General features: G+C 54.8%; 23 protein-coding genes and 1 pseudogene. 18 read left to right on the top strand and 6 right to left on the bottom strand.

Annotated features, from left to right (window positions below):
- The 3 genes from AC1DLV_RS23260 to AC1DLV_RS23250 form a co-directional block, all read left to right on the top strand.
- Nucleotides 1-1,793: autotransporter family protein (locus AC1DLV_RS23260; RefSeq protein WP_476836257.1), on the top strand; the 1,793-nt coding region annotated here is incomplete at its 5' end.
- A 494-nt stretch (nucleotides 1,794-2,287) separates the two neighbouring features.
- A complete protein-coding gene (locus tag AC1DLV_RS23255) occupies nucleotides 2,288-2,755 on the top strand; it encodes a hypothetical protein (protein WP_476802392.1) in 468 nt (155 codons plus the stop codon).
- Nucleotides 2,756-3,441: 686 nt separating this feature from the next.
- Nucleotides 3,442-3,942 carry a hypothetical protein gene (locus AC1DLV_RS23250; RefSeq protein ID WP_476802391.1) on the top strand — a complete coding sequence of 167 codons (501 nt, stop codon included), beginning with the start codon at nucleotides 3,442-3,444 and terminating at the stop codon, nucleotides 3,940-3,942.
- 558 nt (nucleotides 3,943-4,500) lie between these two features.
- Here AC1DLV_RS23250 and AC1DLV_RS23245 read toward each other — a convergent pair.
- Nucleotides 4,501-5,178, bottom strand: coding sequence for a hypothetical protein (locus AC1DLV_RS23245; protein WP_476802390.1), 678 nt, complete (start codon nucleotides 5,176-5,178; stop codon nucleotides 4,501-4,503).
- Nucleotides 5,179-5,691: 513 nt separating this feature from the next.
- Between AC1DLV_RS23245 and AC1DLV_RS23240 the strand changes: the two genes are divergently transcribed.
- Complete coding sequence (locus AC1DLV_RS23240) at nucleotides 5,692-6,114, top strand: hypothetical protein (RefSeq protein ID WP_476802389.1); 423 nt, start codon at nucleotides 5,692-5,694, stop codon at nucleotides 6,112-6,114.
- A 121-nt stretch (nucleotides 6,115-6,235) separates the two neighbouring features.
- On the opposite strand, the pseudogene AC1DLV_RS23235 reads toward AC1DLV_RS23240, so the two are convergent.
- A pseudogene (locus AC1DLV_RS23235) lies at nucleotides 6,236-6,376 on the bottom strand (IS256 family transposase); the annotation flags it as partial.
- 505 nt (nucleotides 6,377-6,881) lie between these two features.
- Between AC1DLV_RS23235 and AC1DLV_RS23230 the strand changes: the two are divergent.
- The 14 genes from AC1DLV_RS23230 to AC1DLV_RS23165 all read left to right on the top strand — a co-directional run bounded on the left by AC1DLV_RS23230 (nucleotide 6,882) and on the right by AC1DLV_RS23165 (nucleotide 18,713).
- Nucleotides 6,882-7,088: a hypothetical protein gene (locus AC1DLV_RS23230; protein ID WP_476802388.1), complete on the top strand. Its 207-nt coding sequence runs from the start codon at nucleotides 6,882-6,884 to the stop codon at nucleotides 7,086-7,088.
- A 77-nt stretch (nucleotides 7,089-7,165) separates the two neighbouring features.
- Entirely contained in the window at nucleotides 7,166-7,459 is a 294-nt protein-coding gene (locus tag AC1DLV_RS23225) for a hypothetical protein (RefSeq protein ID WP_476802387.1), read from the top strand.
- Between the two features lie 384 nt (nucleotides 7,460-7,843).
- The gene (locus tag AC1DLV_RS23220) at nucleotides 7,844-8,260 is read left to right on the top strand and encodes a hypothetical protein (RefSeq protein ID WP_476802386.1); all 417 of its coding nucleotides are present in this window, start codon (nucleotides 7,844-7,846) and stop codon (nucleotides 8,258-8,260) included.
- A gap of 182 nt (nucleotides 8,261-8,442) precedes the next feature.
- Nucleotides 8,443-9,204 (top strand): hypothetical protein, encoded by a 762-nt coding sequence (locus tag AC1DLV_RS23215; RefSeq protein ID WP_476802385.1) that lies wholly within the window; start codon nucleotides 8,443-8,445, stop codon nucleotides 9,202-9,204.
- Nucleotides 9,205-9,383: 179 nt separating this feature from the next.
- Nucleotides 9,384-9,683, top strand: coding sequence for a hypothetical protein (locus tag AC1DLV_RS23210; RefSeq protein ID WP_476802384.1), 300 nt, complete (start codon nucleotides 9,384-9,386; stop codon nucleotides 9,681-9,683).
- A gap of 62 nt (nucleotides 9,684-9,745) precedes the next feature.
- A complete protein-coding gene (locus AC1DLV_RS23205; protein ID WP_476836256.1) occupies nucleotides 9,746-9,979 on the top strand; it encodes a hypothetical protein in 234 nt (77 codons plus the stop codon).
- A 235-nt stretch (nucleotides 9,980-10,214) separates the two neighbouring features.
- Nucleotides 10,215-10,466: a hypothetical protein gene (locus AC1DLV_RS23200; RefSeq protein ID WP_476802382.1), complete on the top strand. Its 252-nt coding sequence runs from the start codon at nucleotides 10,215-10,217 to the stop codon at nucleotides 10,464-10,466.
- A 489-nt stretch (nucleotides 10,467-10,955) separates the two neighbouring features.
- Nucleotides 10,956-11,999, top strand: coding sequence for a hypothetical protein (locus AC1DLV_RS23195; protein ID WP_476802381.1), 1,044 nt, complete (start codon nucleotides 10,956-10,958; stop codon nucleotides 11,997-11,999).
- An 83-nt stretch (nucleotides 12,000-12,082) separates the two neighbouring features.
- Nucleotides 12,083-12,592, top strand: a complete 510-nt coding sequence (locus AC1DLV_RS23190; protein WP_476802380.1) for a thermonuclease family protein — start codon at nucleotides 12,083-12,085, stop codon at nucleotides 12,590-12,592.
- Nucleotides 12,593-12,671: 79 nt separating this feature from the next.
- Nucleotides 12,672-13,244, top strand: coding sequence for a hypothetical protein (locus AC1DLV_RS23185; protein WP_476802379.1), 573 nt, complete (start codon nucleotides 12,672-12,674; stop codon nucleotides 13,242-13,244).
- Nucleotides 13,245-13,495: 251 nt separating this feature from the next.
- Nucleotides 13,496-14,695, top strand: coding sequence for a plasmid partitioning protein RepA (repA, locus tag AC1DLV_RS23180; protein ID WP_476802378.1), 1,200 nt, complete (start codon nucleotides 13,496-13,498; stop codon nucleotides 14,693-14,695).
- A 3-nt stretch (nucleotides 14,696-14,698) separates the two neighbouring features.
- On the top strand, nucleotides 14,699-15,733 hold the full coding sequence (repB, locus tag AC1DLV_RS23175; RefSeq protein ID WP_476802377.1) for a plasmid partitioning protein RepB: 1,035 nt from the start codon (nucleotides 14,699-14,701) through the stop codon (nucleotides 15,731-15,733).
- Nucleotides 15,734-15,887: 154 nt separating this feature from the next.
- A complete protein-coding gene (gene repC / locus AC1DLV_RS23170) occupies nucleotides 15,888-17,093 on the top strand; it encodes a plasmid replication protein RepC (RefSeq protein ID WP_476802376.1) in 1,206 nt (401 codons plus the stop codon).
- A gap of 495 nt (nucleotides 17,094-17,588) precedes the next feature.
- The gene (locus AC1DLV_RS23165) at nucleotides 17,589-18,713 is read left to right on the top strand and encodes a helix-turn-helix transcriptional regulator (protein ID WP_476802375.1); all 1,125 of its coding nucleotides are present in this window, start codon (nucleotides 17,589-17,591) and stop codon (nucleotides 18,711-18,713) included.
- Between the two features lie 283 nt (nucleotides 18,714-18,996).
- On the opposite strand, the gene AC1DLV_RS23160 is transcribed toward AC1DLV_RS23165, so the two are convergent.
- From AC1DLV_RS23160 to AC1DLV_RS23145, 4 genes are all read right to left on the bottom strand, one after another.
- A complete protein-coding gene (locus AC1DLV_RS23160) occupies nucleotides 18,997-20,091 on the bottom strand; it encodes an AcrVA2 family anti-CRISPR protein (RefSeq protein ID WP_476802374.1) in 1,095 nt (364 codons plus the stop codon).
- Nucleotides 20,092-20,175: 84 nt separating this feature from the next.
- Nucleotides 20,176-20,634, bottom strand: coding sequence for a hypothetical protein (locus AC1DLV_RS23155; RefSeq protein WP_476802373.1), 459 nt, complete (start codon nucleotides 20,632-20,634; stop codon nucleotides 20,176-20,178).
- A gap of 323 nt (nucleotides 20,635-20,957) precedes the next feature.
- Nucleotides 20,958-21,617, bottom strand: coding sequence for a hypothetical protein (locus tag AC1DLV_RS23150; protein ID WP_476802372.1), 660 nt, complete (start codon nucleotides 21,615-21,617; stop codon nucleotides 20,958-20,960).
- Nucleotides 21,618-21,699: 82 nt separating this feature from the next.
- A complete protein-coding gene (locus AC1DLV_RS23145; protein ID WP_476836255.1) occupies nucleotides 21,700-24,858 on the bottom strand; it encodes an autotransporter domain-containing protein in 3,159 nt (1,052 codons plus the stop codon).
- Nucleotides 24,859-25,044: the final 186 nt, after the last annotated feature.

Genomic DNA, 25,044 nt, shown 5'->3' with positions numbered 1-25,044 from the left:
GTGATGGCGGCGCAACTGGATGGATCGGTGGAACCAATTTCGTTGGGACGATTACCAACAATGGTGAACTGATCTACAACCGTTCCAATGATGTGACGTTTAAGGGGCCAGTCACTGGGTCCGGTTCAATCAGGCAGGTCGGCAGCGGTAGTCTCTTCCTGACCGGAGCCAATACGTATGTCGGCAACACAGATGTCATGTCTGGCTCCCTTGTCGTGAATGGAAACTCCACCTCCTCGGTTTTGACCTCAATCTACAGTGGAGCAACCCTCAAGGGCACAGGCACCGTAGGCAACACCAACATTTTGGTTGGTGGCATCCATGCCCCAGGCAATTCGATTGGTACCCAGACGATCTCAGGCAATTACGCGAACCACGGCATCCTGCAGATTGAGGGAACGCCCGCGGAGACGGACAAGCTGATTGTCACGGGCGATGTTGATATCACCAACGCCACTCTTGAACTCTTGCTTTCGCCGTCGACATCGTCGAGCTGGAGCCTGATCAATGGCCCATACATTCTCATCGACAAGCAAAGCGCGGGCGCAGTTACCGGTCAGTTTGCCTCGATCACCAACAATCTCATCTTCCTCAACCCAACAGTCAGTTACACTGATGGTGACGGAAATGACGTATCTCTGACGCTGGCACGTAATGAAATTGAGTTCGCCAGCCTTGGACGTACCCGCAATCAGATCGCGACTGCCAATGCGATCGAGAGCCTTCCAAACAACAATCCAGTGTGGAATGCCATCTCGCTGACCACAGATGCGGACATCGCCCGCTTGGCCTTCGGTCAGCTGTCTGGTGAGATTCATGCGTCTGCCAAGACTGCGTTGGTTGAAGACAGCCAGCACATTCGCAATGCAATGAATGATCGTCTGCGCGCTGCGTTGAATAGCGTGGCCGCACCTTCGTTCCCAGTGCTTGCCTATGACGGAGACAAGGTTGAAGTCGTAGCGGCCGACACTGATCGCTTTGGCTTCTGGACGCAGGGTTTTGGCTCTTGGGGCCATATTGATGACAACGACAACGCAGCGAAGCTCGATCGCTCAGTTGGCGGCTTGCTCTTCGGTGCCGACACTCAGGTTGGCGACTGGCGGGTCGGTGCGTTGGCTGGCTACAGCCGTTCGTCCTTTGACGTTGATGATCGCCTCTCATCAGGCGATAGCGACAACATCCATCTTGGTGTCTATGGCGGCACGAAGTGGGGCCAGCTCGGTTTCCGCACAGGTCTCGCCTATACCTGGAACGACATCACGACGAACAGGTCCGTGGCATTTGGTTCCTTCAATGAAGGTCTGCAGGCCGATTACAAGGCTGGCACATTCCAGATCTTTGGTGAACTCGGCTATCGCATTGATACCCCCAAGGTCGCGCTCGAGCCGTTCGTCAACGTGGCCCATGTGAGCCACCACACGAATGGATATAGCGAACGCGGTGGTGTTGCCGCGCTGACAAGCACCAGCCAGAACATGGATACCACTTCCACGACGCTTGGCCTGCGTGCTTCGAAGGACTTCAAGATTGGCAAGATGAAAGCGACTGCCAGCGGGACTGTAGGCTGGAAGCATTCTTCTGGCGACGTTGACTCCGTAGCACGTCAGGCGTTCAGCTCAGGCGACATCTTTAGCGTCGGTGGAGCACCAATTGCCAAAAACGCCGCTGTCATTGAGGCGGGTGTCGACTTCAACCTGTCGCCGAAGGCAAAGCTTGGTCTGTCTTATCAGGGACAGATCGCCTCCAAGGCTCAGGAACACGGCTTCAAATTGGGTCTTTCGATCAAGTTCTAAAGCCAATCGAAGTTACCTGTATGAGACCGAGGTTCACGCCTCGGTCTCATTTTTTGTGACCGAAAAACCAGAGTAGTAATACCACCGCTATCTCAATGTTTGACCAGCTTAGCTGTTGTATTTCCTGTGAATCCAGAGTTGTTGCGGCATAGATGGTACATTATTTGGACATCATACGAACATCGCGCGGAGGCATGATCTCGCTGTTCCGCTTGAGCTGCCGCGGCATCCGGCAACACCGCCGACTACTTCAACGTCGCCAACGGTTAGGGAAGTCGCACGCCGGATTGGCGTCGGGACCTATTGGATAACGCTTTCTCTGGTTCATCGGCGGGTTCATAAACGCGGATGACCCGCTTGATCACATCGATGTAGGCGGTCATCCTTCTTTCAAGGCAATCCGTGACGACCGCCTGGCATCCGAATTCTTCTGAAATTTGTGCCTTGCAAGCCGATCCCGCACGATCAACTCCGAATAATGACACGGAGGGATTATGGGCAACTACACTGAACTACGACAATACCCGAACGCCGATGCGATCTGGCAAAATCCGGACGGCACCGAGGCGTTTCGAATACCAGGCAGTCTCAAACGAATGCTCGTCGACGCACTGGAGCCGCTGGCGATCGCGGACGAGACGGGACGATTGGAGGGCGATGCTTATCTGTACATGTCGCAAGCGGAGCTTGGGAATGCACTTCGGACAAACGACGCGATCTGGGATGCAATGAACCAGATTTCCAACGACCCAGCCGACCATGATCGCATCATCGCGTACGCCTACGGCCTTGTGCCAGATTGGGCCAAATCTCGCGAGCTCCTCGAGAAAAAGTTCAAAGTTCGTGTCAACGATATGAGGCTGGATGTCTCGCACGGCTTTCTGCGCGGCGACCTCAGGTTAATCGACAAGTTGGAAGCTCAGCAATGTGACCAATCTTCAGAAACAAAATTCTCAGCCTGACTGGGTTGATCGCGACTAGAGCAGGACACCATCCCGATGTTAGCAGCGGCCTCCGGGCCGCTTTTCTATTGGTTCCTAAATTGCCCACTTGTTCCTTGCATGGCCGACAGGAAGAATCTGATGGAGCGCACCTGGAGAGTGCTGAAGTCGAGGGGAGCAATGAAAATGAGCACAAACAGACGAGTAATCCCAATCCCAGAAAATGCGAAGAGGGGTTCCAATTTCAGGATCGAGCTGACGCCAAAGGACTGCATCGATGGGGTCATAGTTCGAATGCGAATCAACCACGGCCCTGAAAAGGATTTCGTGCTCCGCCCTCGTTCCGTGAACTTTGCCTTCTTTTTGGGCTTTCCACATCGGGGGGCTGAAAGCCGTGGATCGCTGCGATACAGCGTCCCGACATTCAAGTCGTATGAGGATTTCACGGTTCATTGCCGTGGCAGCAGTGACGCAACTCTCGCTATTGCCGACCAGACAATGACCACCGGGCACCGCGCTGCACTTGGGTACCTGGCATATGCCTCACTGCCGAAATGGGCACGGGACGAGGATCTCTACAGAAGGAAATGGGGCAGTAATACAGCGCTGAGATTCCCCTTCGGCGGTGAGCCCACTTACCATGGGGGCAATCAAATGCCTATGGGACAGCCAATGCCAGCCTTGGCATCAGCGGGAGGGCTCGGACGATGAAAGCCAGCCAGACCATGCTTGATATCGTCCGTGAGCGGATCCTGAGGGCCCGTGAAGAGGAAATGCGGAGGCAAGTTGTCCAGACTCTGGAGGACGCCCCTTTTGCCGTCAGAAATTCCTACGGCCGCTGGGTGGACCCTCTCCGTCTCGATCACGAGGGCCTGACAAAACAACAGTGGAAGGCGATGCTGAAGGAGACCTTTGCTGATTTCCATGATCGCCAGCGCGTGGCCGAGTTCGTCCGTGGATGGGCGTCACTCGACCAGGATGCACGCAACGATATCGTCGACGAGAATGCCGATCGCTTTGTGCCGGGCAGAGTGCGCTGGCTACATGCGTTGAGCGATCGCGAGTGCGAGCACCTGAAGTCGTCTGAGCCCTGGGAGGTCTTCCATCATCTCTCGAGCAATGAACCGATTTTCGGTGTTCGAGAAGTCAATGAGACAGAGATGGATTACGCACCCGCCCCTCGCCCGTCGTTTGCGAGGGCAGCATGAAAAGCAGACGCCACTACGGTCCGATATTGACGGCCGTGGTGCGGGGCGTTGCCATCCTTGGCCTGCCCGTTGTTGGTCTCCTGGTGGTGGGCGGGGTCACCTTGGCTCGCAGTGAGGGGCATCCAGATCATTCTTTGACCCCGACGACGAAACCGTTTGCCGCCGGCGGATTGCGCGCACAGAATTCTACTCAGGTTTGTTGCTTGCAGACCCCTACGACATAAAGAACTTGGCATCTTGCCAACAGGACACCCTGGTCACGTTATCGCGTGATTTCGGTAGAGAAGGCCTCAGTAGCGGTTCCCCTCCCTCCAGCTACTGGGGCCTTTATTTTCCGCTTTGACCGGGAAATCCAAATAGGACCAGCCTTCGGCTGTGAAAGAGGAAATTGAAGAGGAAAAGGGTTTTTCGATATCGATATTGACCCTTGCAAGCTGAACTGGGGCGAAACGACATGATGGAACCAGTATCCATCAACGATCAAATCGATCTCAAGAAGCTTCTGAAGGGGCACCTAACTTATCGTTGGTAGCCTGACAAGCACATCGAGGGCATCGATCACGAGGTAGCGTCTGCAGCGAGAACAGGATCTTCGGCGTCCTCATCAATGGAAGAAGGCCGAAGCTCTCTTTTCAGTTGACTCAAGAGGTTCTCTCGAAGTTCGTCTCTCAGCTCCCCTTTGATCTCATCGCGGAGTTCGTCACGCAGCTCTTCCTCCATTTTGCGACGTATGTCCTGTTCTATACTTAACGATGCCTCTATGACATCGTGCCTCATCTCCTCATAAATGATAGGTTCGAGGTGTTGGTCGAAGCGTTCTTCGAATTTCTCATACGCCTGCCGATAAAGTTCGGCGTATTCCTCACTTGTAAGGTCATCTTTTATTTTTTGGACGAGCTCAGCTTCGATCTCATCAAATCGTTCATAAGTCAGATCGCTCAAAATTTCCTCTCTCAGTCTCTCTTCGGCATCGAATTCAATTCTCTCAAACTCGTTTTCTCGGAGTCGGTCGATCGTTTCCTGAGTGAGCGCCTCTCGTATTTCACTCTCGATTTCCGCTGGAAGAGTTATAAGCAGTTCAGATCTAATTGATGGTGTCAATTCTGCTGTCAATCTTTGACGCAATTCTGCCTCGAGTTGCGATTTGAGATCGTTGCGCAACTCCATTCGCAGCTCTTCTTCTAGTCGGACCTTTGTGGCCTTGGCCCATCGTCTCAATTCGTCGTTGGCGTCCACGACACCTACTCCCGCTATCGGCCTTGTGATCGAGGAAGCAACGACAGCGCTGTCGCGTGACAGTCGCTGGCTACCCCCGACTTCGGTCAAGGCAATTGTGCTGGGTTCATAGACATAATTTGCAACTGATCCGCCTTTGACCCAGTTTACCAGATCATAGATGACATGGGGTGGGCAAGATGCCGTTCCTGCGGCCTGAACCGGTCGAAATCTTTGACGGTGGTAAACGGGCCCAATTTGTTGGCAATGGCACTTTGCGAGGCAACCGGGCGGTCTCTGGATCGTATATCATGTCCGCAGCTTGGCTTGAACGGACACGGATCGCCGCTTGGTGGAGTGGACCCCGTTTCGCCGGACGGTCGGCGGTTGGGTTTAAACACTGAGGCGGATGAACTCGCGCCGCGATTTGAAGTTCAGTCCTGAGTGAGGGGGGCTTGACAGTAGGGATTTTCGGAGACTGGGGTCGGAATCCTTTCACTGTTTCCGCCTGATAACGAACCGGAGAACCTTCAAATGATCAGGGCCCCGATCACTCTCAAGTTGCATCGCCACGAGGTCGCCATGCTGCGCGACCTACTCGCCGAGCGTGTTGACAAGCTCAAACCCGGCAACGTCCGCCATCGCACGATGTACAGCACCATCCTCGACCAGCTCGCCGACGCGCTCGACCAACGCACCGACGCCACACGCGCCGAGGATCTGCTCAATCAGATCATCACTGAGCCGTTCGAGCGGCAATTCACGCTCATGCGGAGCATGGTCGTGCGCCACCCTGGCATGATGCAAACCGCTGCCTTCAGCGAGTGGGTAGGTGCCAACCTCAGCCACCTCGCCAAGCGGCCCGATGTCGACGTTGGGTTTGACGAAAGCGGCAACGTTGACGCCGAAATCAGGCGGACAGTTGCCAAGTTCATCAACCAAGGGAAATTGGAATGAGAAACCTCATCATGAGCTGAGCTGCCATCGTCCTGTCCGTCTGGGCTATCGCACTGCAGTGGCACGTCATCCGCGTGCCCACCGGTGCCGAATATCATCGCGGGCCGGATTACGGCAGCGGCGACTTCTCGCCATAGCCGGTGACCGCCCCCACCTCCATCTCCATCAGTCGCTCGGCGGCAAAGCCGATCATCTCGCGCAGGAGATCTGCGTCAGGGGTCTTCTCCACAAGCGTGCGTAGGTTCATCATGTCGTCGGTCATCGGTGGTCGAAACGGGGTTGGTGTCGACAACCAGACTCTGCCTGAAAGCGCCGGTGACCACCGAAGCCGAGCTACACCACCTCTTGGGACACGATCTATGTGTCTAGGCCTAAGAGCACTGGCAGCCCTGCCAGAAAACGAGCTGCTATTCCTCGACCGCGCAATCAAGCGTGCGGGAGACCACAGTGAAGCCAACAGATAGGCCGAAGGCCGAAGATGGCAGCCTTCTACGCAATCGATCCATCTCAATATCGACTGACTAGGACCCCTTTCAGCAGCCGCTGTGAGGGGTTTTTCTTTATCTCACGGACGACGATCGAGGATTGCCTAGAATTTATTTGCATTTCCTTTGAAGTATTTTTTGGAGCTTCTTTGGAAGCCCTTATTCCGTATGCCTTTGTAAACATTATGGGTTCTACTGAATCGCTTGACATTACACAAATAGGGTTCTATGTTATTATTACAAGGTCGGGCATGGGGCCGACGGACCTGAGGACTTACCAAAATGGCTAGGATTTCGAACACCAGCCCCGTGAAGCGCAACATCTCGATAGCCGATCTACAAGCATTTGGCTGCGACTGGATCGGTGAGGCTGACTGCAGATCTCGCGAGTGCGATCTGGACATCGAAGATCTGATCGGCCGCGGCAGCGTCGATGGCGATCTCTTCGACGAGGTCGAGGGTCTGGAAACCTTCCGCGTATTTCACTGAAGCCGCCTGATGAGACCCTGGTGAGGTCGAAACCCCTTCAAAGGAGGGGTCGCGGTAACCAACGGAGGAGAGCCAATATGTACACGAAACTGAGAACCACGATCGCGATAGTCGAGGCCGACATGGCGTCCATCCAGTCGGCCAGCAGAAATGCTACTGGATTTGAGCGCGAAGGCGTTCTGTATGATCGAGCGTTCGATGCATACGGCCGAGTACATGCGGCTCACGCCGAATTCGAGTTTGAGGGTGGCGATAGCCATCACCCTGCAGCACGGGAAGCCATGGGCCTTGCCAGCGCACTGGACAGGTTTCTGATGACGCTCGAGAATTCACGGTTCGCGCTCGACAGCCAATTCGTGATGGCAGCCTGAACCCACTGGTCCGCCGTATCTCTTGTAGCAACAAGATACAAAAACGCCAATCTATCGATATTACACAAAAAGGATACTGGGCTAATTTCAAGTTCGGGTCTGACCCCTACCATTTTTGGAGATGATTATGACAAATACGCCAAACCTATTGTTCACGCTTGGAAGAGGAAGGGTATACGACAACCTCAAATTTGCTGGAGATGTCACTGGCGAGGTATCGCTGGACCAGGTCATGTATCTACATGCGTTGAATACAACGTATTTAGCATACATCGCTGGGAAGAGGATGCTCGCACGGGCTCAAAGAGAAGCGGCTCGTGCATTTGGCAGCTTGAACGGGAGCATCTCTATCGTTTGGAGGGTATTGCTTGTTCGTCTCGCGACATGAGCACTTATTACCTGTCGACATATGGTGGCACTGTTGAGAAGCTCTCTCGGGAAGCCTTCGAGGCAGAGCAACGGCGAATTTGGCCGCTTGGGTATGAAAAGGCCGAGGCCGCAAAGGCCCAATGTGTTCTCGCTGAAGCAGCTCGAATTGAACGCGACACGGCGGAAGCTGGCAGGTTGCGTGCCGCGCGTGAAGCCTTTGTCGAAATCAATGCTCAGAAGGCGGCCGAGATTGAATCGGATGGCCAGCCTGATGGTGGCTTACCCAAGCTGTCTGGCACATCCAAGCAGATTGCTTATGCGATTTCCATCCGGTCTGCGTACGCGGTCAAGAACCCGAACGACGGTGCTCTAATGCGCGGCACGACTGCAAAGTACTGGATCGAGAACCATCGGAAGGCTCTTTTTTCGTAAAGAGCCAATAATTATTCGCCATTGATTAGAACCCAGTTCTTGAATGCGTCAGTTTTTCTAGTGTCGTCAACGGAATGCACAAACGCCAGTCTATTGACATTACACAAAAAGGGTGCTAAATTGCAATCAGGATCGGAATTTACCACTCCGATCCCTGTTCAAACGACAAATTGGAGAATGACATGAACGCAATTTCTAAAAACTCGGAATTCGCTACGGCTACAGTACCTGTCCTCCCGATCCATGGATCCGCAGACCGCGGCAGTTGGAACGAGATCTTAAAGGTTCAGCAGCCCGATGGTTCGATCCTGAGCGCATCAAACATAATCGGGCAGTTCAAGGGCGTCCTGCCCGAGACCTTTGTCGATTTCGACAAGAAGATGCGAGGCGACAGCTTGAATGTCGATCTATACGGCTACGACTCTGAGCAGGGCGTTGCCGTCATCCAGATCCGTCACGCTTCCCGTCGCTACCGCAATGGGTACATGAACGTCCGCAAAGACTACGTCCTGGTCGGTCGGAACGAGACCACCAACAAATTCTTCCGACATCCGATTTCTGGCCATGCGGTTCATGCTGGCATCCGGAACGATGAATCTAGTCCCGCCGCTGCTGTTCGCGCGGCCCAGCGCTGGATGTGGGATGTCGATGACAAGCAGTTAACATCAGGGATTCGCCAGGGCGACGTGCTGATGGTTCCGGCGAAAAAGCCGTCAAAGGCCGAGGTGATTGATGCCAAGACAGTGGTTGTTGGCGGCACGCATGAAGTTCGGGCGTTCAAGTTCATGCAAAACGCGAAGGGTGTCGTATTCGCCCTCACCCCAACGATCAAGCACACCAAGGATCAGCACGAGATTGTCTTCGCGGAGGAAGACCGCTGGTATTCGATCCGCGTCGGACGGGAAGCGTCGACGTGGGAATGGGGAGTTCGTCTCAAAGACTGAGGCACAAGAAATCAGGGCGGGCGCAACGACAACAAAAAGAAGGGGCAGCGCTCGACCTGAAAACTGCACCAGGCGACGAGAATATACAACTACGGGCCATGCCTGGATCGGATATGCAGAAACGCCAATCGAAAATTTGCTCTCGGTGGAGCGGACGGACTTAAGTCAGGAGAATCCACATGAAAACGCTTGAATACGACATTCCAATCCTAGTGCACGACCCTTCAAGTCATGGAAGTCGATTGCTCGGAAGGCTCACTGCTTCTCGACTATCTGATGGCGAGTTTTGGGAAGGGAAGGTCAGCGTTGGATCCAGTTTCCGCTTGGGACTGCATGAGAGCCTGACGCCCTCGAACGGTGGCTTCGGCCATCTCACACACAGCCAATTCCTGACCCGCGTGGCATTCGTTTTCGGCTTCCAAAGTGGGACCCGCTTTGACTTTGTCTCCGAAGATTTCGAGCCGAGTCGGATCTCCTGAATTATCAGGGTAGTTCAATTCATATAGCGGGCCGACAATTGGGAATTAGCAAGGAGACAGATATGGCAACACATACAGTTCGCTCAGTTATCAGTGACATTGCATCGGTATTAGCGATGATGGTTGTCTTCGTTATATTTGCTGCAACGGTTCTAGTGGTCACTTTCGGATTCTTATGGGTCGTTGTTGAAGTTCTCGGTGTTCAACTTCCTCCGGTGACGGTGTTTGTTGCGTTCGTCGTTGCGATCGCATTCATAGAAATCGTCACTGACGCTGTTATCAACCTGAAGGATTGAGCACGTCTGTTGCTCTGTTGTGAAGGTTCCAGACGCATCGAGCCTGTTGCATATATATCGTCAACTCCGGTGATCCGTTTTGCACGGGCTATGAAAGCCGTTGTGGTGCATCCCTTTGGTAGCATTGTGTGTTTTGCTTTTGCGTTTGACATTACACAAAAAGGGTTCTAGCATATACGCAAGATCGGGAGTTACCAGCCCGATCGAGTTCAAGCGATCACATCAGGAGTAAAACATGAAAGCTACTGCGAAGACCGACGACAAGTTCACCAAACTGAAAAGTTTCACCCCCGACTTGCGTGATGAGCGGATCTGCTTTGGCATCGCTTTTTTCTACGACGAGGCCACTGCTGACGCTTACAGCCAGGCTGTGCGTGAGTGTGGGCGTACGTACAACGGTGGGTGGGCTCACGGCACACTGTGCGGTCGAGACAAGAGCTTCGATCACGACGGCCCGATGGGGCGTCTTTACGCGGTCACACATTGAGCAGGAATTGGGGCGGGTGCAACGATAAAAGCCAGAGGGGGCATCACCCGCCCTGAGCGAATTCAAGAGGGGAATTGGGCAGGAGGGCAGTTGCGATGACGCAAGCAAGGCAATTCGTGATGGCGATCAACAGACAACTCTGGGGCCTCGCCATTCTTTGGGGCCTCCTGGTCATCGGTTTCGCTGCTCAGTACCTGGGCTGGGCATTCGTCCCCCCTGCCCTAGCAGCATACGGGGTGGGCTGTTGGCTGCTCGGAAATTGGCTGCAGGCAACCTGTGAGCGGTGGGTAGATGAGGATCTCGCCTTGGTCGGCTTGGCGCGAAAAGACGGCACAATTGACCGACTGTAGTCCCTCCCCTGTCCTCACCTCAATTTTATACTTGAGCGTAAGTACCAGTAATCTCAGGAAATTTCGATGGTCTTCATTGACAATAGAACCCTATATGTGTAATTATAGGGAAACAAAACAATAATAAGGGGGCATCCCGATGGCTGATGAGAATTTCGAACGGATGGAGAGAAAGAGGCGGCTGGCGTACCTCAAGGACGCCACAGGTTGGGGTCCAACGGAGCTTGCCGAGCGGTCAGGTAAGGGCGTGGAAACGATTAAGTCCTTTTTGAAAGGTACGGCCACGCTCGAATACGCCGACGCGCTCCAGATGGAGCCAGAGGCTGCTCACGAATTCATCGTCAACAATCCCGAGGAAGCCGCCCGTTTGGTTGCGGAAAAGCAGGGAGGCGATCCAGTGGGTCACTTCGAGCGCCTCCAGAAGTACATCAAGGTAGCCGCCACGTCGGGCAAGAACACGGGTTTCAGCGGTCAGCTGCTGGCCGCCAAGGCTCCGTCTGAGGACGTCCTGGAGAAGCTAGAGAGAGATGCTGTTGCTTTCGCTTGGGAAATCATTGGCGAATGTGCCGTTGTTGAAATTGCCAATCCCCTTTCTCGGGGTGAGTTCGATGTTGGTGTCGCTAACGAAATCGATGGCCGGATTCTGGTTGCCGAGAGCTCGGGCGTAGATCCAGACCAGGTCCTGATTTCGATCAATGGCCGAAAAAGGCGGCTTGCTGACGGGGAATATGAAGTACCCCGTCTCGGTCACATTCATTACGTGCTCAGTGGCAACCTGGCTGACAACCGCCAGGCGATCATGGATGCCGCTTGGAATCGCTACGCTGACCTGGTGAAGGCCGCGGAGGGTTACGATGTCGAACGCAAGCGGGAGCTCTATCGGAAGTTGACGCGGCTGCTGGCTATCAGCAATGCGGACATGGCCAGAGCGACTGGCCGGACTGTCGACGCAACTAGGCACTGGTCGGTGGCGGGATGGACTGCCTCGCCGCCAGACAACGTTATGGAAGTCCTGATGCTTGCGGCCTTGCGTTGGGCATCGGACGTGGTCAATCGAGCAGATGGCGACAAGCATTTCAGAATCGCAACCGTAGCTCGTCCTTTTATGAAGGAGGCCTATTGGCGGGATATAGCGTTGAAGACCCCCGTGAATGCGAGGCGCTCTATCAGGCCAACAGATTAGGCCCCTGGGGCCGATCACCCTTTGGATGATTGATGCCCCCTACCCTTCCGGAATGCCATGGAAAATTGCGAAGTGAAGAAATCTTGAAGTCAAAAGCCATTCTCATCCTCATTGCCGCTGCACTGACAGTGCCAACCAGCGATGCCATGGCGTCCGATCTCCCATCGGGCGCGGCCGTCCGTATCGTTGATGCCGACACCATCGCCGTCGATGGGCTACCGAACATCAGGTTGTACGGCATCGATGCGCCTGAATATGGCCAAAGCTGCATCGACGGACGCCATGCCAGATACGATTGCGGGAAGGTTGCTACTGCCGCCCTCGCCCGTCTATTCGACCGCGGTGATGTCTGGTGCGAGTTCGAGCGCACTGGTCGAGGCACCGTTAGGCATGATCTCTATGGGCGCATCCTGGCTGTGTGTGGCGCTGGCAAGATCGAGGCGAACGATCACCTGGTCAGGAACGGCTTCGCTTGGTCGTATCGGAAAATGAAGCCGTATCGGGCTGCTCAGTCGGAAGCCAAGGCTAAAGCGCTTGGTGTCTGGGCGGGATCGAACGTGACGCCCTGGGATTGGCGCAAGGCCGCTAAGTGAGTATTTGAGTTGCACATGTACAACTCGGATTCGGGGCAGGACCTAGTCCGCAGAGTTATCTAAAGGCAATTGATACTGAATGAGCAAGATTTCACCAGTCCGCGATATCCGCGTTGTGTTTGACAAGGAAAGCTACGCTGACGTTTTCGAGTTTTCCGTTGGCTCGAACAGCCTAAAAGTGTCGGTAGTCGATATCGAAGAGCACGGCGGGCATCGTGACCTTCTGGCCGCGGGAATCGAGCAAGCTGACGTGCAAACTGTCGTTGACGAACTAAGGAAGTGGCTTGGGGAAAATAAAGACATCTGGGTTGTAGTAAACGATGAAGTGTCCGAAATAACTGAGCGAGTTTACCAATCCGCCACGTCGACTGCACGGTACCTCGTGCTCTTGACGGAGGACGGCGAGGCGCTACATCGGCTTAGTTTGATGCCCAAGACAAAGGGGCCGCGGGCTCATATCGAACTTAGGGTGGGTCAGAGCGGAGTTTACGACATTTACGCTTGGGACGAGTCCACGGCCGATAGATTGTGGCTGCGAAGGTCGGCCAAGGAAGGAAATGAGTCCAACAACAAGAAATTGGGGCTCGATATGCGCACCTGTCCTGCGAGCGTGGTCGAGAGTGAATTGTTCAGCGTTACCTTCGGCCAATGACAGTGGCCAGGTGTCGTAGTGCTGTCAGACAAGCAAGGTCTGTCACCGCCGTTCTAAGCGGGTCTCGAATAGTTACCGAGAATACCAGTTGTACATGTGCAACCGGTTTCAGGGCTCCTTGAGCCGTAAGCGCGTTAACCTTTTGGTAACTAAAAACTCTTTGCCACGCAGTTTAGAATCGGGTTTAAGTCCATCAGCGCATTTCTGGAGTTCTAAGATAAATAAGCGCGGATCGGACTAGCGGGGCATTGATGTTGGACAAGGCTAACAGCAAGAAGGGCGAGAGTCTTCGCTCACTGATATCGTCAGACGCAGACGAGCTGTCACGCCAGCTTCAGGCTCACCAGCAGCGTACGTTCCCACCTACAGCCCAAAAGACCATTCGGCATTTCACGCCCGCAGAGGCTGCTGAATTGATAGGAATTCACCAGGGGTACCTACGCCAAATTGTTGCTGAGGGCCATGGACCTGAGCCATCGCCAAACGGCCGACGCATGTACTCGGTTCAGGACATTGAGGAGTTGCGGCGGCTGTTGGACGAAGGAGGGAAGGGCCCTCGGAAGTATGTCCGCCATCGTCGTGATGGAGAAAAGCTTCAGGTCGTCTCGGTTATGAATTTCAAGGGCGGCAGTGGCAAGACGACCACCTCCGCGCACCTTGCTCAATATCTCGCTCTCCGCGGGTTTCGAGTTCTAGCCATTGATCTGGACCCACAGGCATCACTCTCTGCTCTGTTCGGGCATCAGCCTGAACTCGATGTTGGAGAATACGAAACGATCTATGGGGCGATCCGCTACGACGACGCGCGTAGAGACATCACTGAGATTGTACGCGCGACATACACGCCAAATCTTCACATCATCCCAGGAAATCTGGAGCTGATGGAATTTGAGCATGAAACGCCAAAGGCTTTGGCAGGTCGTAAGTCTTCTGAACCCATGTTTTTCGCACGCATTGGAGAGTGCCTCGCAGAGATCGAGAGTGCGTACGATATCGTGGTCATCGACTGCCCGCCGCAGTTGGGATTCTTGACGCTCTCAGCATTGTGCGCGGCGACAGCAGTATTGATTACCGTGCATCCGCAGATGCTCGACGTAATGTCCATGAGCCAATTCCTGCACATGACCGGTGACCTCCTTCAGGTGGTGGAGGACGCTGGGGGCTCCATGGATTACGACTGGATGCGTTACCTTGTCACCCGATATGAGCCGAACGATGGCCCCCAAACTCAAATGGCGGGCTTTATGAGGTCAATCTTCGGGAACCGAGTGCTTGAGAATACAATGCTGAAATCCACAGCAGTGTCAGATGCAGGTCTGACCAAACAAACGCTTTACGAAGTCGATCGGAACCAGTTTACCAGGGGCACTTATGATCGCGCTCTGGAGTCACTGACCGCAGTGAACACTGAAATCGAGGATCTTATTAGGTCCACGTGGGGGCGAAAGTAAGCCATGGCCCGCAAGAACGTTTTCGGACTGGTAGATACAGATAACAATCCTGCGGCTGAGCCAACTGGCGGCCCTGAACGCCCGCTGATGAACTCCCGACCTTTGGCGGGCTTCGAGAAGCCAATCAAACGCGCGAGCCCCGTTGGAGCCATTTCCCAGTCGCTTGGCGATATCAATGAGAAGGCGCAGCGTGCTGACGAATTGGAGCGGCAACTGTCCTCTGGCCAGTCGGTTGTCGAGCTCGACCCGTCGTTAGTGGACAGTTCGTTCGTCGCCGACCGCCTCGGCGTTAGTCAAGAAGACCAGGATGCCCTGATCGCCCAGATCAGGGAGCATGGCCAGCAAGTGCCTATTTTGGTCCGACCTCACCCCGATAGGATAGGGCGCTTTCAGGTTGCTTATGGGCATCGCCGTCTGGCTGCCATCAGGAAGATTGGGGGCACGGTTCGCGCGGTTGTACGCGATCTCACTGACGAGCAGCTTGTTGTCAGCCAAGGGCAGGAGAACAATGCTAGGACGGACCTGACCTTCATTGAACGGTCATTCTTCGCTTGTCGTCTAGAAGAGCGAAAATTCTCCCGTGATGTCATCATGTCCTCCATTGGCGTCGACAAGGCTGCACTTTCGCGGATGATTGCCCTCGTCAACCGACTTCCTGCCGAGCTGATTGAAGCGATCGGCCCCGCTCCGGGTTTCGGTCGTACAAGATGGGCTGAAATCGCCGATCTGATCGAGGAGAAGGGAAAAAAGACCAAGGCTCTGAAGGCCATTCAGGAGCCGTCGTTTGGCGAAATGACTTCAGACGAACGGTTTCAGGCCGTCTACGATCAGGTGCGCCATGTCAAAGACAAGGCCCGAACAGCGATCTGGAAATCCCAAGGTGGAGGTAAAGCTGTCAGGATTTCTGAGACCGATGGAAAACTGAATCTCGTTTTCGACAAATCAGTTGAACCTGATTTCGGCTCTTTTGTCGAAGCCAAGCTTGCCGCGCTCTATGAGGAATTTGCGCGGTCGAGGGAGAAAGAAGCAGGAGACTAACCCGCAAAAGAAAAAGGCCCCCGAACGACCTTAGTCGTGGAAGCCTCTCTCGTAGTTCGCAACCCGAGAATCGCATCTCCACGAATCGCTGTCAAGAGTCGTAACGCCCGTTTAGGTGGCTGGAACCCTTTTGCCTTTCGATAGGTGAAGGAAAATGGAACCGCATATTGCATCGACTCCTTTCGGGAGCCGACCGATGTCGCTTGCCTTGTTGGCAGCGCAGAACGATTCACGTGAAATCCCTGCAGGGAAAGTTGTCGATAAGTGGCAGCTCTATAAAGACCTCTGTGAAGGCAAAGCCATCATCGGTGTCAGCGATCGCTCGCTCGCCGTGCTTTCCGCGCTGCTATCTTTCTATCCGGACAGCGAATTGAGCGAGGACAATGGCCTGGTCGTTTTCCCTTCGAACAGACAACTGTCACTCAGAGCCCATGGCATGCCCGATACGTCGCTGCGCAGGCACCTTGGAGCCTTACTAGACTGCGGTCTGCTCCTGAGACGGGATAGCCCCAACGGGAAGCGCTATGCCCGAAAGGGGAGGGGAGGGGACATCGAGGAGGCCTTTGGCTTTTCTTTGGCACCGTTGTTGGCACGTGCTGACGAGATTCAAGGGGCTGCTGAGCGCGTTCGGGCAGACAGTGCGGCCCTGCGGCTTATGCGCGAGCGTGTAACGCTGCACAGAAGGGATATCGGAAAGCTCATCGAAGTGGCGGTCGAGGAAGATGTCCCAGGCGACTGGGGAGGGCTCTACAAGCGTTTTCGGGCTGTTGTAGACCGCATCCCACGCCGGGCATTGCTTGCCGAACTCGAGGGGATCATGACCGAATTGGCTGAAATCCGCGAATGCGTGGATAACTACCTGAATTCACATACTAATGTCATAAAGATGGACGCCAATGACGTCCATTCTGGACGGCAACATTCTGAATCAAATACCAACTCTCAATTTGAACTTGAACCTGCTTTGGAAGCAAGCGGGGGGACGGTCGAGTCGCGATCGAAGACCAATGAGCCACCGAAGGGCTTCCCACTGGGGTTGGTGCTCAAAGCCTGCCCAGAGATTGTCGACTACGCGCCATCGGGAATTGCAACCTGGCGAGATTTAATGGCGACTGCGGCCCAGGTCAGGGGATATTTGGGAATCTCACCGTCGGCATACGCTGAAGCAATGGATGCGCTGGGGCAGGAAAGCACGGCCGTCGTGATCTCCTGTATCTTGCAACGCGCACAGCACATCAACTCGGCGGGTGGATACCTGCGGGTGCTGACCGAAAAGGCTAGGGCAGGAGAATTTTCCGTGGGTCCGATGTTGATGGCTTGCCTGAAAACCAATGGCGTGGCTGCAACGATGACGGGCTGAGGAGCAAAGGAGATGCCCTGTTGCGCGGCCGGACGATGGTAGTCAGGGTCTTTTCAAGGGGAGTGGCGGACTGATCTTGTCACCTGGACGCCACGGTGTGGCTTTAGTGAAGGGCATATTCGCTTTGTTAGCGAAACACGCGGTTATGGCTAATCAATCGCTTACGCGTCCGCGCCGAGAAGCCCGCGCTGGGGATGATCGGGATGATCGCGAGATGCCGGGTGGCCCAGTCGAGTGTGGTGCTCGGCGAAGCTGCTACGACCTACGTCGATGACGGGTCCTTCAAGTGCATGCAGCAGTTGGTAATCCGTTCGCAAATCTTTGAGTCGCGATTGCGACTGGCCCGGAAGTCAGAGACCTCACGGAAACAGTCGAAAGGAGGGAGATAGGGCAACCCAAAGCCTGAGCGCGTTACCAGGTTAGCCGACTTGAATTCAGGCCCTCGACATGTTTGCTTGGGAGCCGAGTTTCCTTCCGTGAGGGGCTACCGCGCAGATGCATGCCATCGCGAAGACCGGTCCGGCCACCGCCGACGACATCGTCGAGCAGGCATATGAAGCGGCGGTCATTCCGGAACTGTGGCCAAAGGTCTTGGACGGTCTGGGCCGGGTTGTCGACGCCGCCGGGGGAATTCTGTTTGTCGCGGCCGGGACCGAAATCCGCTGGACCAGTTCCCCAGGCACCCTCGATCTCATGCATGCCTTCGTCGTGGAAGGCTGGGACAAGTGCAATTCGCGGGCGGTGCGTCTGTCCGCCATGAACTACCCGGGCTTCGTGCATGACCTCGACATCTTCACGGGAGAGGAACTTGACCGCGACCCGTTCTATACAGAGTTCTGCCGCCCGAGAGGCTTTGGGTGGGCGGCAGGCACCATAATCAACGTCCCGAACGGGGACATGATGGTCTACAGTTTCGACCGCCGATTTGATGCTGGTCCGTTCGAACGCCACTTCATCGGCTTCCTTGATGGGCTGCGGCCGCACCTGGCGCGAGCGGGGCTCATGTCGGCAAGGCTTCAACTTGAACGGGCGAAGTCATCTGTCGAGACCCTTGCGACGCTTGGGCTCCCCGCAGCGATACTCCGTTCGGACGGTCGTGTCATTGCCGCAAACCCACTCCTGGAGGGCATGAGCCGACACGTCCGCATCGGCGCATTTGACCGCATGCATCTCCTCAACAAACAGGCCGACACACTGTATGCTGCAGGTGTCCGCCAACTCGAGAATCTGCCGACATGTGGCGTTTTATCTCTCGCTCTGCCTTCGCTTGAGATGGAAATGGCTGTTATGCACCTCTTCCCCATTCGTCGGGCGGCCCGCGACATTTTCAATAATGCAGCCTGCATCGCAATCATCACGCCACTTGCCAAGCCGCTTCCACCCTCGGAGTCACTGCTTAGTGGCCTTTTCGATCTAACGCCCGCAGAAGCAAGGGTCGCAAGGGGCCTTGTTTGCGGAGGTACGACGCGCTCGGTCGCCGAAAACCTCGGCATCGGCTACGAAACAGTTCGCAATCACCTCAAGACGGTTCTCGCCAAGACAGGAACCCATCGCCAGGCCGACCTGATCGCTCTGCTGGCAGGCACATCGCCCAGCGGGCACGGGGCCGGTTCACCGTAACAAGTCGGGCGTTGTTTTCCGGCTTAGCCTGATCGGCATCGTTTGAATGGACGAGGACATCCCATCGATCCCGTAGGTGAAGCCGACCCCTGGCGATCTCGAGACAGTCCTTGCGCGTGACTTCGCCCTCATCTGCGGCTGGAGACAGATCCAGTTGCCCGCGTCGAACACGCGCTCCGAATGCGGTTTCCATGGGACGTCGGGTGGCCTGCTCGATTGCAGCCATCCGAGGCCGGGCTTTCTGCCCAACAAACGGCCGAAAAGCGCCCTTAGTCTGTCAGTCTCACGCGGCATCCTGAAGAGCATCCAAATCAACCTGCTTCAGGCGACGGATCGGTTTCCGGCGCACGCCTTCAACACTTCCACGCTGATGGCCTTGGACCCAACGAAGACGACGATCAGAACGTCCAGGGCCGCAAGGTTGCAGGCGATAGTGCCCGCGGACTTCGTGACGAACACGGGGGCCTTGGTTACCCATGGTGTTGGGGACTTCGATGCGGGCAACGCCCCTGAACTCCGGCCTGTCTAACTCCACCGTCTCCAGCTTCGCGACCGCAAATAGGGTCGAACTCTGACCTGCATTCTGCCTGTTACGACGGCTGTTCCCAGCGGGGACAATTCCCAATTGCTCGAGCTGAGGGCCTTCGGCCGATTTTTCTAGTTCCACGTATGCGAGCGTCAGCAAGGCGAAAGCCTCGAGCTCGGGGAAAATGCCCTCACGGTCGGCAAATACGTCGCGTGGAATCGAAAGCGTGGGATGTTCGATGTCCCTCGTTTCGACGGACCAAATCTCGTCATAGTCAACACCGCGCGGACTGGTATTCCAGTGCCCTTCGACCCAGTGAATACGCATGCCGTGGTTGTTGCCGAGGAAGGTCAAGACCGCTGTAAAACCGACCACAGGGGTGCGTCCCATGAAGCGACGCGTCATGAAAAGAGACCTGATCTGCATGCCAGTGTTACCCAGCGGGTATGCTCCATCGTGGAGGTCGAGATAGACAACCTCGTGCTGATTGACGATCTGGTGGGCCTTTTCCCTCAGTTCCGATGACGGTGTCATTCCGCGAAGACAGCCAACTGCATTGCGGCTCAAAGTAGCCGCTAATTCCTTCTGCGGAGAATCGTGCTCGACAGAAAACGGAGCAACAATCGAACGAAAACGTGTCATTTCGTTCGCACTTTCGGATCCGAAATCCAAATTTTCTAAGGTATCGCGTCTTGCTTGCATGCAGAACATGCGGAATGACAATCCGTCGTCTGTCATTGCCTCGCGGACGAGTTCTTTCTCCCGTTGTGACATTTGGTCTGCCATCATCCGATAAAATCTTTCGGCATCCTTGCGCGACTGAGACGCATACCAATCTAGCCAAGTTAGCATTGCCATTATCCTTTCAAAATTGTTGGCAAGCAGCGTCCGCCCGCATGGAGGCACGCCGCTGAAATCAGAAATAAAATGAGGCAACTAGGCCGCGAAAACGGCTGGCCCGTTGTCGGCCGAATGGGGGCCGTGGAACCTGACGTCTAATGACGTCATGCTCGATGTCGAGGGCGACACCCGTCGCAACTTGAGTGTCGCCATTGCAATGTCGCGGACAATGAAGCCCGTGCTGGTCTCGACGAGCGTTTCGAAGCGGCATCGAGCAACTTCATGGAAGCGATCGAGGGCGTAGATCACGGAATCCAGATGGTCACGAAGACGCTCGGCCGAAGCTTCGCACGCCTTCCTGCTTAGCGGTCGGCCGTAAAGCCCGATGTTCAGTGGGGATTGAAAGCCCGTGTCGTGTACTTGGCAATCCTTGTCGGCCCAAACGATGACACCCTTCCAGATGTCCAACCTGTTTGATCCAGGCACGAGATCGCCAGGATAAATGCGCGCTTGGTAGCCGCTATTGGAAATTGGGGTGGAAGTACTGAAAATCATGATTGTCTCCATCGATGTCGAAAATGCGCGCAGGCGGGCTCAACGAGGCGCTGGCTATTCGAATGACGGCGACCGAAACGGATACAACGAAAATATGAAATAGTGACATGGATGATTCCTCTCTGGTTGACAGCGAGGTACCCGGATCCAGCGAGAAATACAAGATCCACCTCAAGGCAACGGGCCGAAATCACGAGCTTCGGTTAATAGCCGCCAGTCGGCCCGGCATTGTTGGGCGGGCTTGAACTCCGATGAAGCAGAGCAGGATACAAAAGAAACTCTATCGTGTGGATTTATAGGCGAGGAAATCGCGCCTGTGGACGTCAACGAATGAACACGGGATCGGTCTTGAGGCCGTCCAGTACGGCTGAATGTTCGCTACAGAGGGCTTCGTTGTCGGCAATGGCTTCCAATACGGCCGCCAGTTCGCGATTCATTGGTGTCCCGCGCCACCTGATTCCTGAGGTCTGCAAGATGTACTCCTGGGCATCCGAAATGAACGCCTTGGTGATTTCGGTAGCACCTTCGTCGAGGTTGCAGGTCTTGAGGGCCAGCTTGGATGCGGTGATCTCATTCACATATCGATCGAGGCGTGAGATTCGTTCCTTGGTCATCTCCGAAGGTTGCGTGTCGATCGTCATGCGCTGGTAGACGGCTTTCGCGCGACTGCCGTCTTCGCAAAGCTCCTGTGTCCTCCCTTGGCGTTTCATGTGGTCACCGATAAGCGATGCCCTACCAGTGACTTCCACAATGACTTCTTCAATATTTCTGCCCGATACCTTGGCGGCGTCTTGGATCGCAATGCCGCGCAGTTGATGGGTTTCCATCGAGCCAGATCTGCAGTTCTCAAGCCTGACGGCAGCGTGGACTGCAGTTGCGAATGCGATATCCGCTTCTGTTTGCACGACCGTGGAAACGGGGACCGCAAATGCCGCTGTCGAGGCGACGAGGAATGCGGTGATAGTCGTGAGAATTGTTTTCATGGTTCCCTCCCTATATTTTTGTTGTGGGCCAGCATGAGGCAGCTGGTTGCAAGCGACAAAAGTCGGCCGTAGCCGCCCAACGTCAGTGCCGTCTGGATTTCGCCGAGTTAGGCTTTTTCCCGGTTGCGTTCACAGCCTCAGTCTTTGCCTGAGGTCCACAGGCGTTCTGCGGAATGAAAAGCCCGCAGAATTCATAGGTGGCCCGGACGCCGACGTAGTGGGATGGCTTTCCGCCGCCAAAAGTCGACGACAGGGTGCCTTCGATGCTCCAGCCTGGAGCCTTTTTCAAACGAGTTCTCACACCAAGGCTGACTGTTAAGGTATCCTTGCGACGACCAGCTACCTCAGCTCGATACGGCTTCGTGCCGAGGCCTGTGTAGCCGATCGATGTGGTCGAGTTGCCCGCAAATTCGTGACGATATTCGACTTTAGCGGACGGCGTGATGAGCAGATTTTCCGTCTCAATTTCCTTCTCTACGCGAAGGCCAGCGACACCAGAAAGCGAGGTGACGGACTGGTCGGCGTATGAAAGCCCGTAGATGCCGCCACCGCTTTCCGAGAAGCTGTTCAACGTGCCGTGGGACCCGCGAACACCGACGTATGGGGCGAGGGTGAGCCTGTCCTTGCGGAACTCGTACCCCGCCGTCAAAGCGCCGAAGACTTGGCCGCCAGAACGGCTGCCATGGGCGAAGTCGCCGTTGGCCGTCACATAGCGGGTGCTGTCGAAGCTCAAGCGCTGATAGCCAATGATCCCGTCAATGAAGGCTCCACCATGAGGATGCCAACTGCCATAGAGAGCAGCACTGACAGCCTGCCCCGAGGTCTCGGTGCCATGATTACCAATCTCAGCGGCCGACTGACCATAGCCAACGGCCACTCCACCCACGAATGCCGGAGTGAAGCGGTAGTCGATGCCTGCGGTTGCACCCACGGCCGTAGAACTGAAATCGGTGCCCCCGTTGTCTGAATTGGCGAGGTTCACATAGCCTGACGACCACACAGCCCAAGGCGACGAGCTGGAAGTACTCCCGCCGACCATGACGCTGTCGAGTTCCTCGTTGTGGGGATCACGGCTTCCGTCAGAGGAACGTCCAACTTTCCAATCGATAGAGTTTTTACGCTCTCCTGAAGGTTCATTATGGAGCTCTTCCAGGCGACCCGTGATCGTGGTCGTTTGGTCATCGGCAAAACGTCGAGCAGCGTCGGCCTGGGCGTTCAACAGCCCGGTGACCTCTGGATCCTTGGATGGATCAGGTCGTGCTGCAACGATGAATTCGACCTTGGCAACGTTTGAGCGGCCGAAGCCGTTCTCGAGCTGGTAGCTGATGGAGGCAATGCCATCGAAAGCCTTCTGCGGCTGGAATGCTAGGGTGTTGCCATTCAAGGTTAGCGTGCCGACGTCAGCCAGCACATTGTCAAGGAGATGGGACTTCACGAACGGCGCACCCGTCGCTCCGTCTACAAGACTGATGATGCCCTTCTGGACGGGATTTAGCAGCAGGACATGATCCTTGGCGACGGGGAGGGCACCGCCATTGATGGCAACCGCAACTGTCGCCGACGCCGTACCGCCTGGCCCTGTCGCAGACCATTCAAAGCTGTCGGCACCTACGGTATCCTTGGTCGGGGTGTAGGACACAATCGAGCCTGCCAGAGCCACCGTGCCCTTTGTCGGCTGATTGGTGATCGAGTAGGTGTCGATCGTACCTGAGGCATGGTTCTTCAGGTCGATAGTAACGGCTGCACCATTGAATTGGACAGATAGCGCTGCGTTTGTTGCCGTCAGCAGGGGGAGGGGGACGACTGGATCTTTGGGAGCAATTGCGATCGTATAGGACTTCGTTCCAGTGAATCCGTCCTTGTCAGTGGCTTCAATAGCCATTGTGAAAGTGCCGTCCTTGGTCGGTGTTCCCTGCAGGGCGTCAGCCGACATCGAAAGCCCGTCAGGGAACGAGCCGCTAGTGATCGTGTAGGTGTAGGGAGCAGCGCCACCTGATGCTGTGAACGCCTGCGCAAAGGCTTCGCCAACTTCACCTGTCAGGCTGAGATCAGGAAGCACAATGTTTGGAGCTGCCGCAATATAAAGCTGAAAGTACTGATCAGCGGAGTAGCCGTCTGCGTCAATTGCTAAGACGAAGAGAGAGAAAAATCCCGGATTTTGCGGAATACCTTCAATTCGACCGTCAGAGATGCTCAAGCCATTGGGAAGATGCGGATAAGATCCGAGTATCATATACGTATACGGAGCTCGTCCCCCGGTGGCACCGGTGATCTGCTCCGACAAATATTTCCCTACAAAACCGTTGTATGAGACCGATGGGAAATTGATGACGGGAACAGGATCGGGATCGGCTATAGTCATCTTGTAGGACTTAGTGCCCTTGTGTCCGTTAAAGTCGGTCGCCTCAAGGGTGAAATTGAAGACGCCTTCCTTTCCGGGCATTCCGCTAAGAATATCGGCTGAAATCGAAAGGCCATCTGGCAGAGATCCAGAAATGACGGCGTAGGAATATGGATTTGTACCACCTGTTGATGATAGTGACTCCAAGAAATATACGCCAACGTCCCAGACTAACGTGAGATCTGTAAGGATTATTGTGGGAGTTGGCGGTCTAACTTCGATAGTGATAACTGCTGTCACTCCCCTCCAGTGCTTGTCCCATACTGTAAAATGAATTTGATCGGTTCCAAAAAAGTAATCGTAGGGCGTATACCGAAGTTCCGTCCCGTTAAGGACAGATGTTCCACCTGGGTTACCGCCATCGAGTGAAATGCTCGACCAGTCACCGGATACAAGGTTCGCTAGATCAATCTCAAATGAAGTGCCCATTCCCATCACAATAACATCCGAATATACTTCATGTATTGGTAGTTCTTCTACTATGACGGTTATAGTGCCTGGATCAGAGTACCCGGCGTACGAACGGGCATAATACGAAAATGTATGGGTCGTCGGAAATGCGTCTCTCGCCTCGTAATTGAGAACATTGTCGACAGCCGAATAAGAGCTTGGTGACATAGTTCCACTGTTAACTTGGATGCTGTCAAATGCACCAGTAACTAGTGATGAAAGATCGATCGTTACCGTGTCAAACTGCCGAATAGTGTAGATTTTATCTTGAACTATTGGCAAATCGCCCACTGCACTCGCACTCGTGGTTGCGGAAACCAGCATCAGCAAGCTGAATATGACTGCGGAAAAGGCGACAATTATGCCACCGCTTGGCGAAGTTTCTGTCATTGTTGTCCCCTCTTCTTATCGTTGGCCAGAAATAGACTGGCGTTATCGAATAGTCTGAGAGGAGAACAAGAAAGGAACAATAGCCGACAGAAAGAAATACCATCGCGGTTTCAAGCGATGGTAGGCGGGGCATATCGAATTCAGCTTGAGGCAATGGCGGCAGGGTGACCCAACGGTCGCCGACGC

Source organism: Aminobacter sp. 01T433 (assembly GCF_056398585.1).
This window is presented reverse-complemented; position numbering and strand designations above follow the sequence as displayed.

Bases quoted from the DNA above. Each gene is read 5' to 3' on its own strand.
- AC1DLV_RS23255 (WP_476802392.1), top strand. From the start codon at position 2,288: ATGGGCAACTACACTGAACTACGACAATACCCGAACGCCGATGCGATC.
- AC1DLV_RS23250 (WP_476802391.1), top strand. From the start codon at position 3,442: ATGAAAGCCAGCCAGACCATGCTTGATATCGTCCGTGAGCGGATCCTG.
- AC1DLV_RS23240 (WP_476802389.1), top strand. From the start codon at position 5,692: ATGATCAGGGCCCCGATCACTCTCAAGTTGCATCGCCACGAGGTCGCC.
- AC1DLV_RS23230 (WP_476802388.1), top strand. From the start codon at position 6,882: ATGGCTAGGATTTCGAACACCAGCCCCGTGAAGCGCAACATCTCGATA.
- AC1DLV_RS23225 (WP_476802387.1), top strand. From the start codon at position 7,166: ATGTACACGAAACTGAGAACCACGATCGCGATAGTCGAGGCCGACATG.
- AC1DLV_RS23220 (WP_476802386.1), top strand. From the start codon at position 7,844: ATGAGCACTTATTACCTGTCGACATATGGTGGCACTGTTGAGAAGCTC.
- AC1DLV_RS23215 (WP_476802385.1), top strand. From the start codon at position 8,443: ATGAACGCAATTTCTAAAAACTCGGAATTCGCTACGGCTACAGTACCT.
- AC1DLV_RS23210 (WP_476802384.1), top strand. From the start codon at position 9,384: ATGAAAACGCTTGAATACGACATTCCAATCCTAGTGCACGACCCTTCA.
- AC1DLV_RS23205 (WP_476836256.1), top strand. From the start codon at position 9,746: ATGGCAACACATACAGTTCGCTCAGTTATCAGTGACATTGCATCGGTA.
- AC1DLV_RS23200 (WP_476802382.1), top strand. From the start codon at position 10,215: ATGAAAGCTACTGCGAAGACCGACGACAAGTTCACCAAACTGAAAAGT.
- AC1DLV_RS23195 (WP_476802381.1), top strand. From the start codon at position 10,956: ATGGCTGATGAGAATTTCGAACGGATGGAGAGAAAGAGGCGGCTGGCG.
- AC1DLV_RS23185 (WP_476802379.1), top strand. From the start codon at position 12,672: ATGAGCAAGATTTCACCAGTCCGCGATATCCGCGTTGTGTTTGACAAG.
- repA (WP_476802378.1), top strand. From the start codon at position 13,496: ATGTTGGACAAGGCTAACAGCAAGAAGGGCGAGAGTCTTCGCTCACTG.
- repB (WP_476802377.1), top strand. From the start codon at position 14,699: ATGGCCCGCAAGAACGTTTTCGGACTGGTAGATACAGATAACAATCCT.
- repC (WP_476802376.1), top strand. From the start codon at position 15,888: ATGGAACCGCATATTGCATCGACTCCTTTCGGGAGCCGACCGATGTCG.
- AC1DLV_RS23165 (WP_476802375.1), top strand. From the start codon at position 17,589: ATGCATGCCATCGCGAAGACCGGTCCGGCCACCGCCGACGACATCGTC.
- AC1DLV_RS23160 (WP_476802374.1), bottom strand. From the start codon at position 20,091: ATGCTAACTTGGCTAGATTGGTATGCGTCTCAGTCGCGCAAGGATGCC.
- AC1DLV_RS23155 (WP_476802373.1), bottom strand. From the start codon at position 20,634: ATGATTTTCAGTACTTCCACCCCAATTTCCAATAGCGGCTACCAAGCG.
- AC1DLV_RS23150 (WP_476802372.1), bottom strand. From the start codon at position 21,617: ATGAAAACAATTCTCACGACTATCACCGCATTCCTCGTCGCCTCGACA.
- AC1DLV_RS23145 (WP_476836255.1), bottom strand. From the start codon at position 24,858: ATGACAGAAACTTCGCCAAGCGGTGGCATAATTGTCGCCTTTTCCGCA.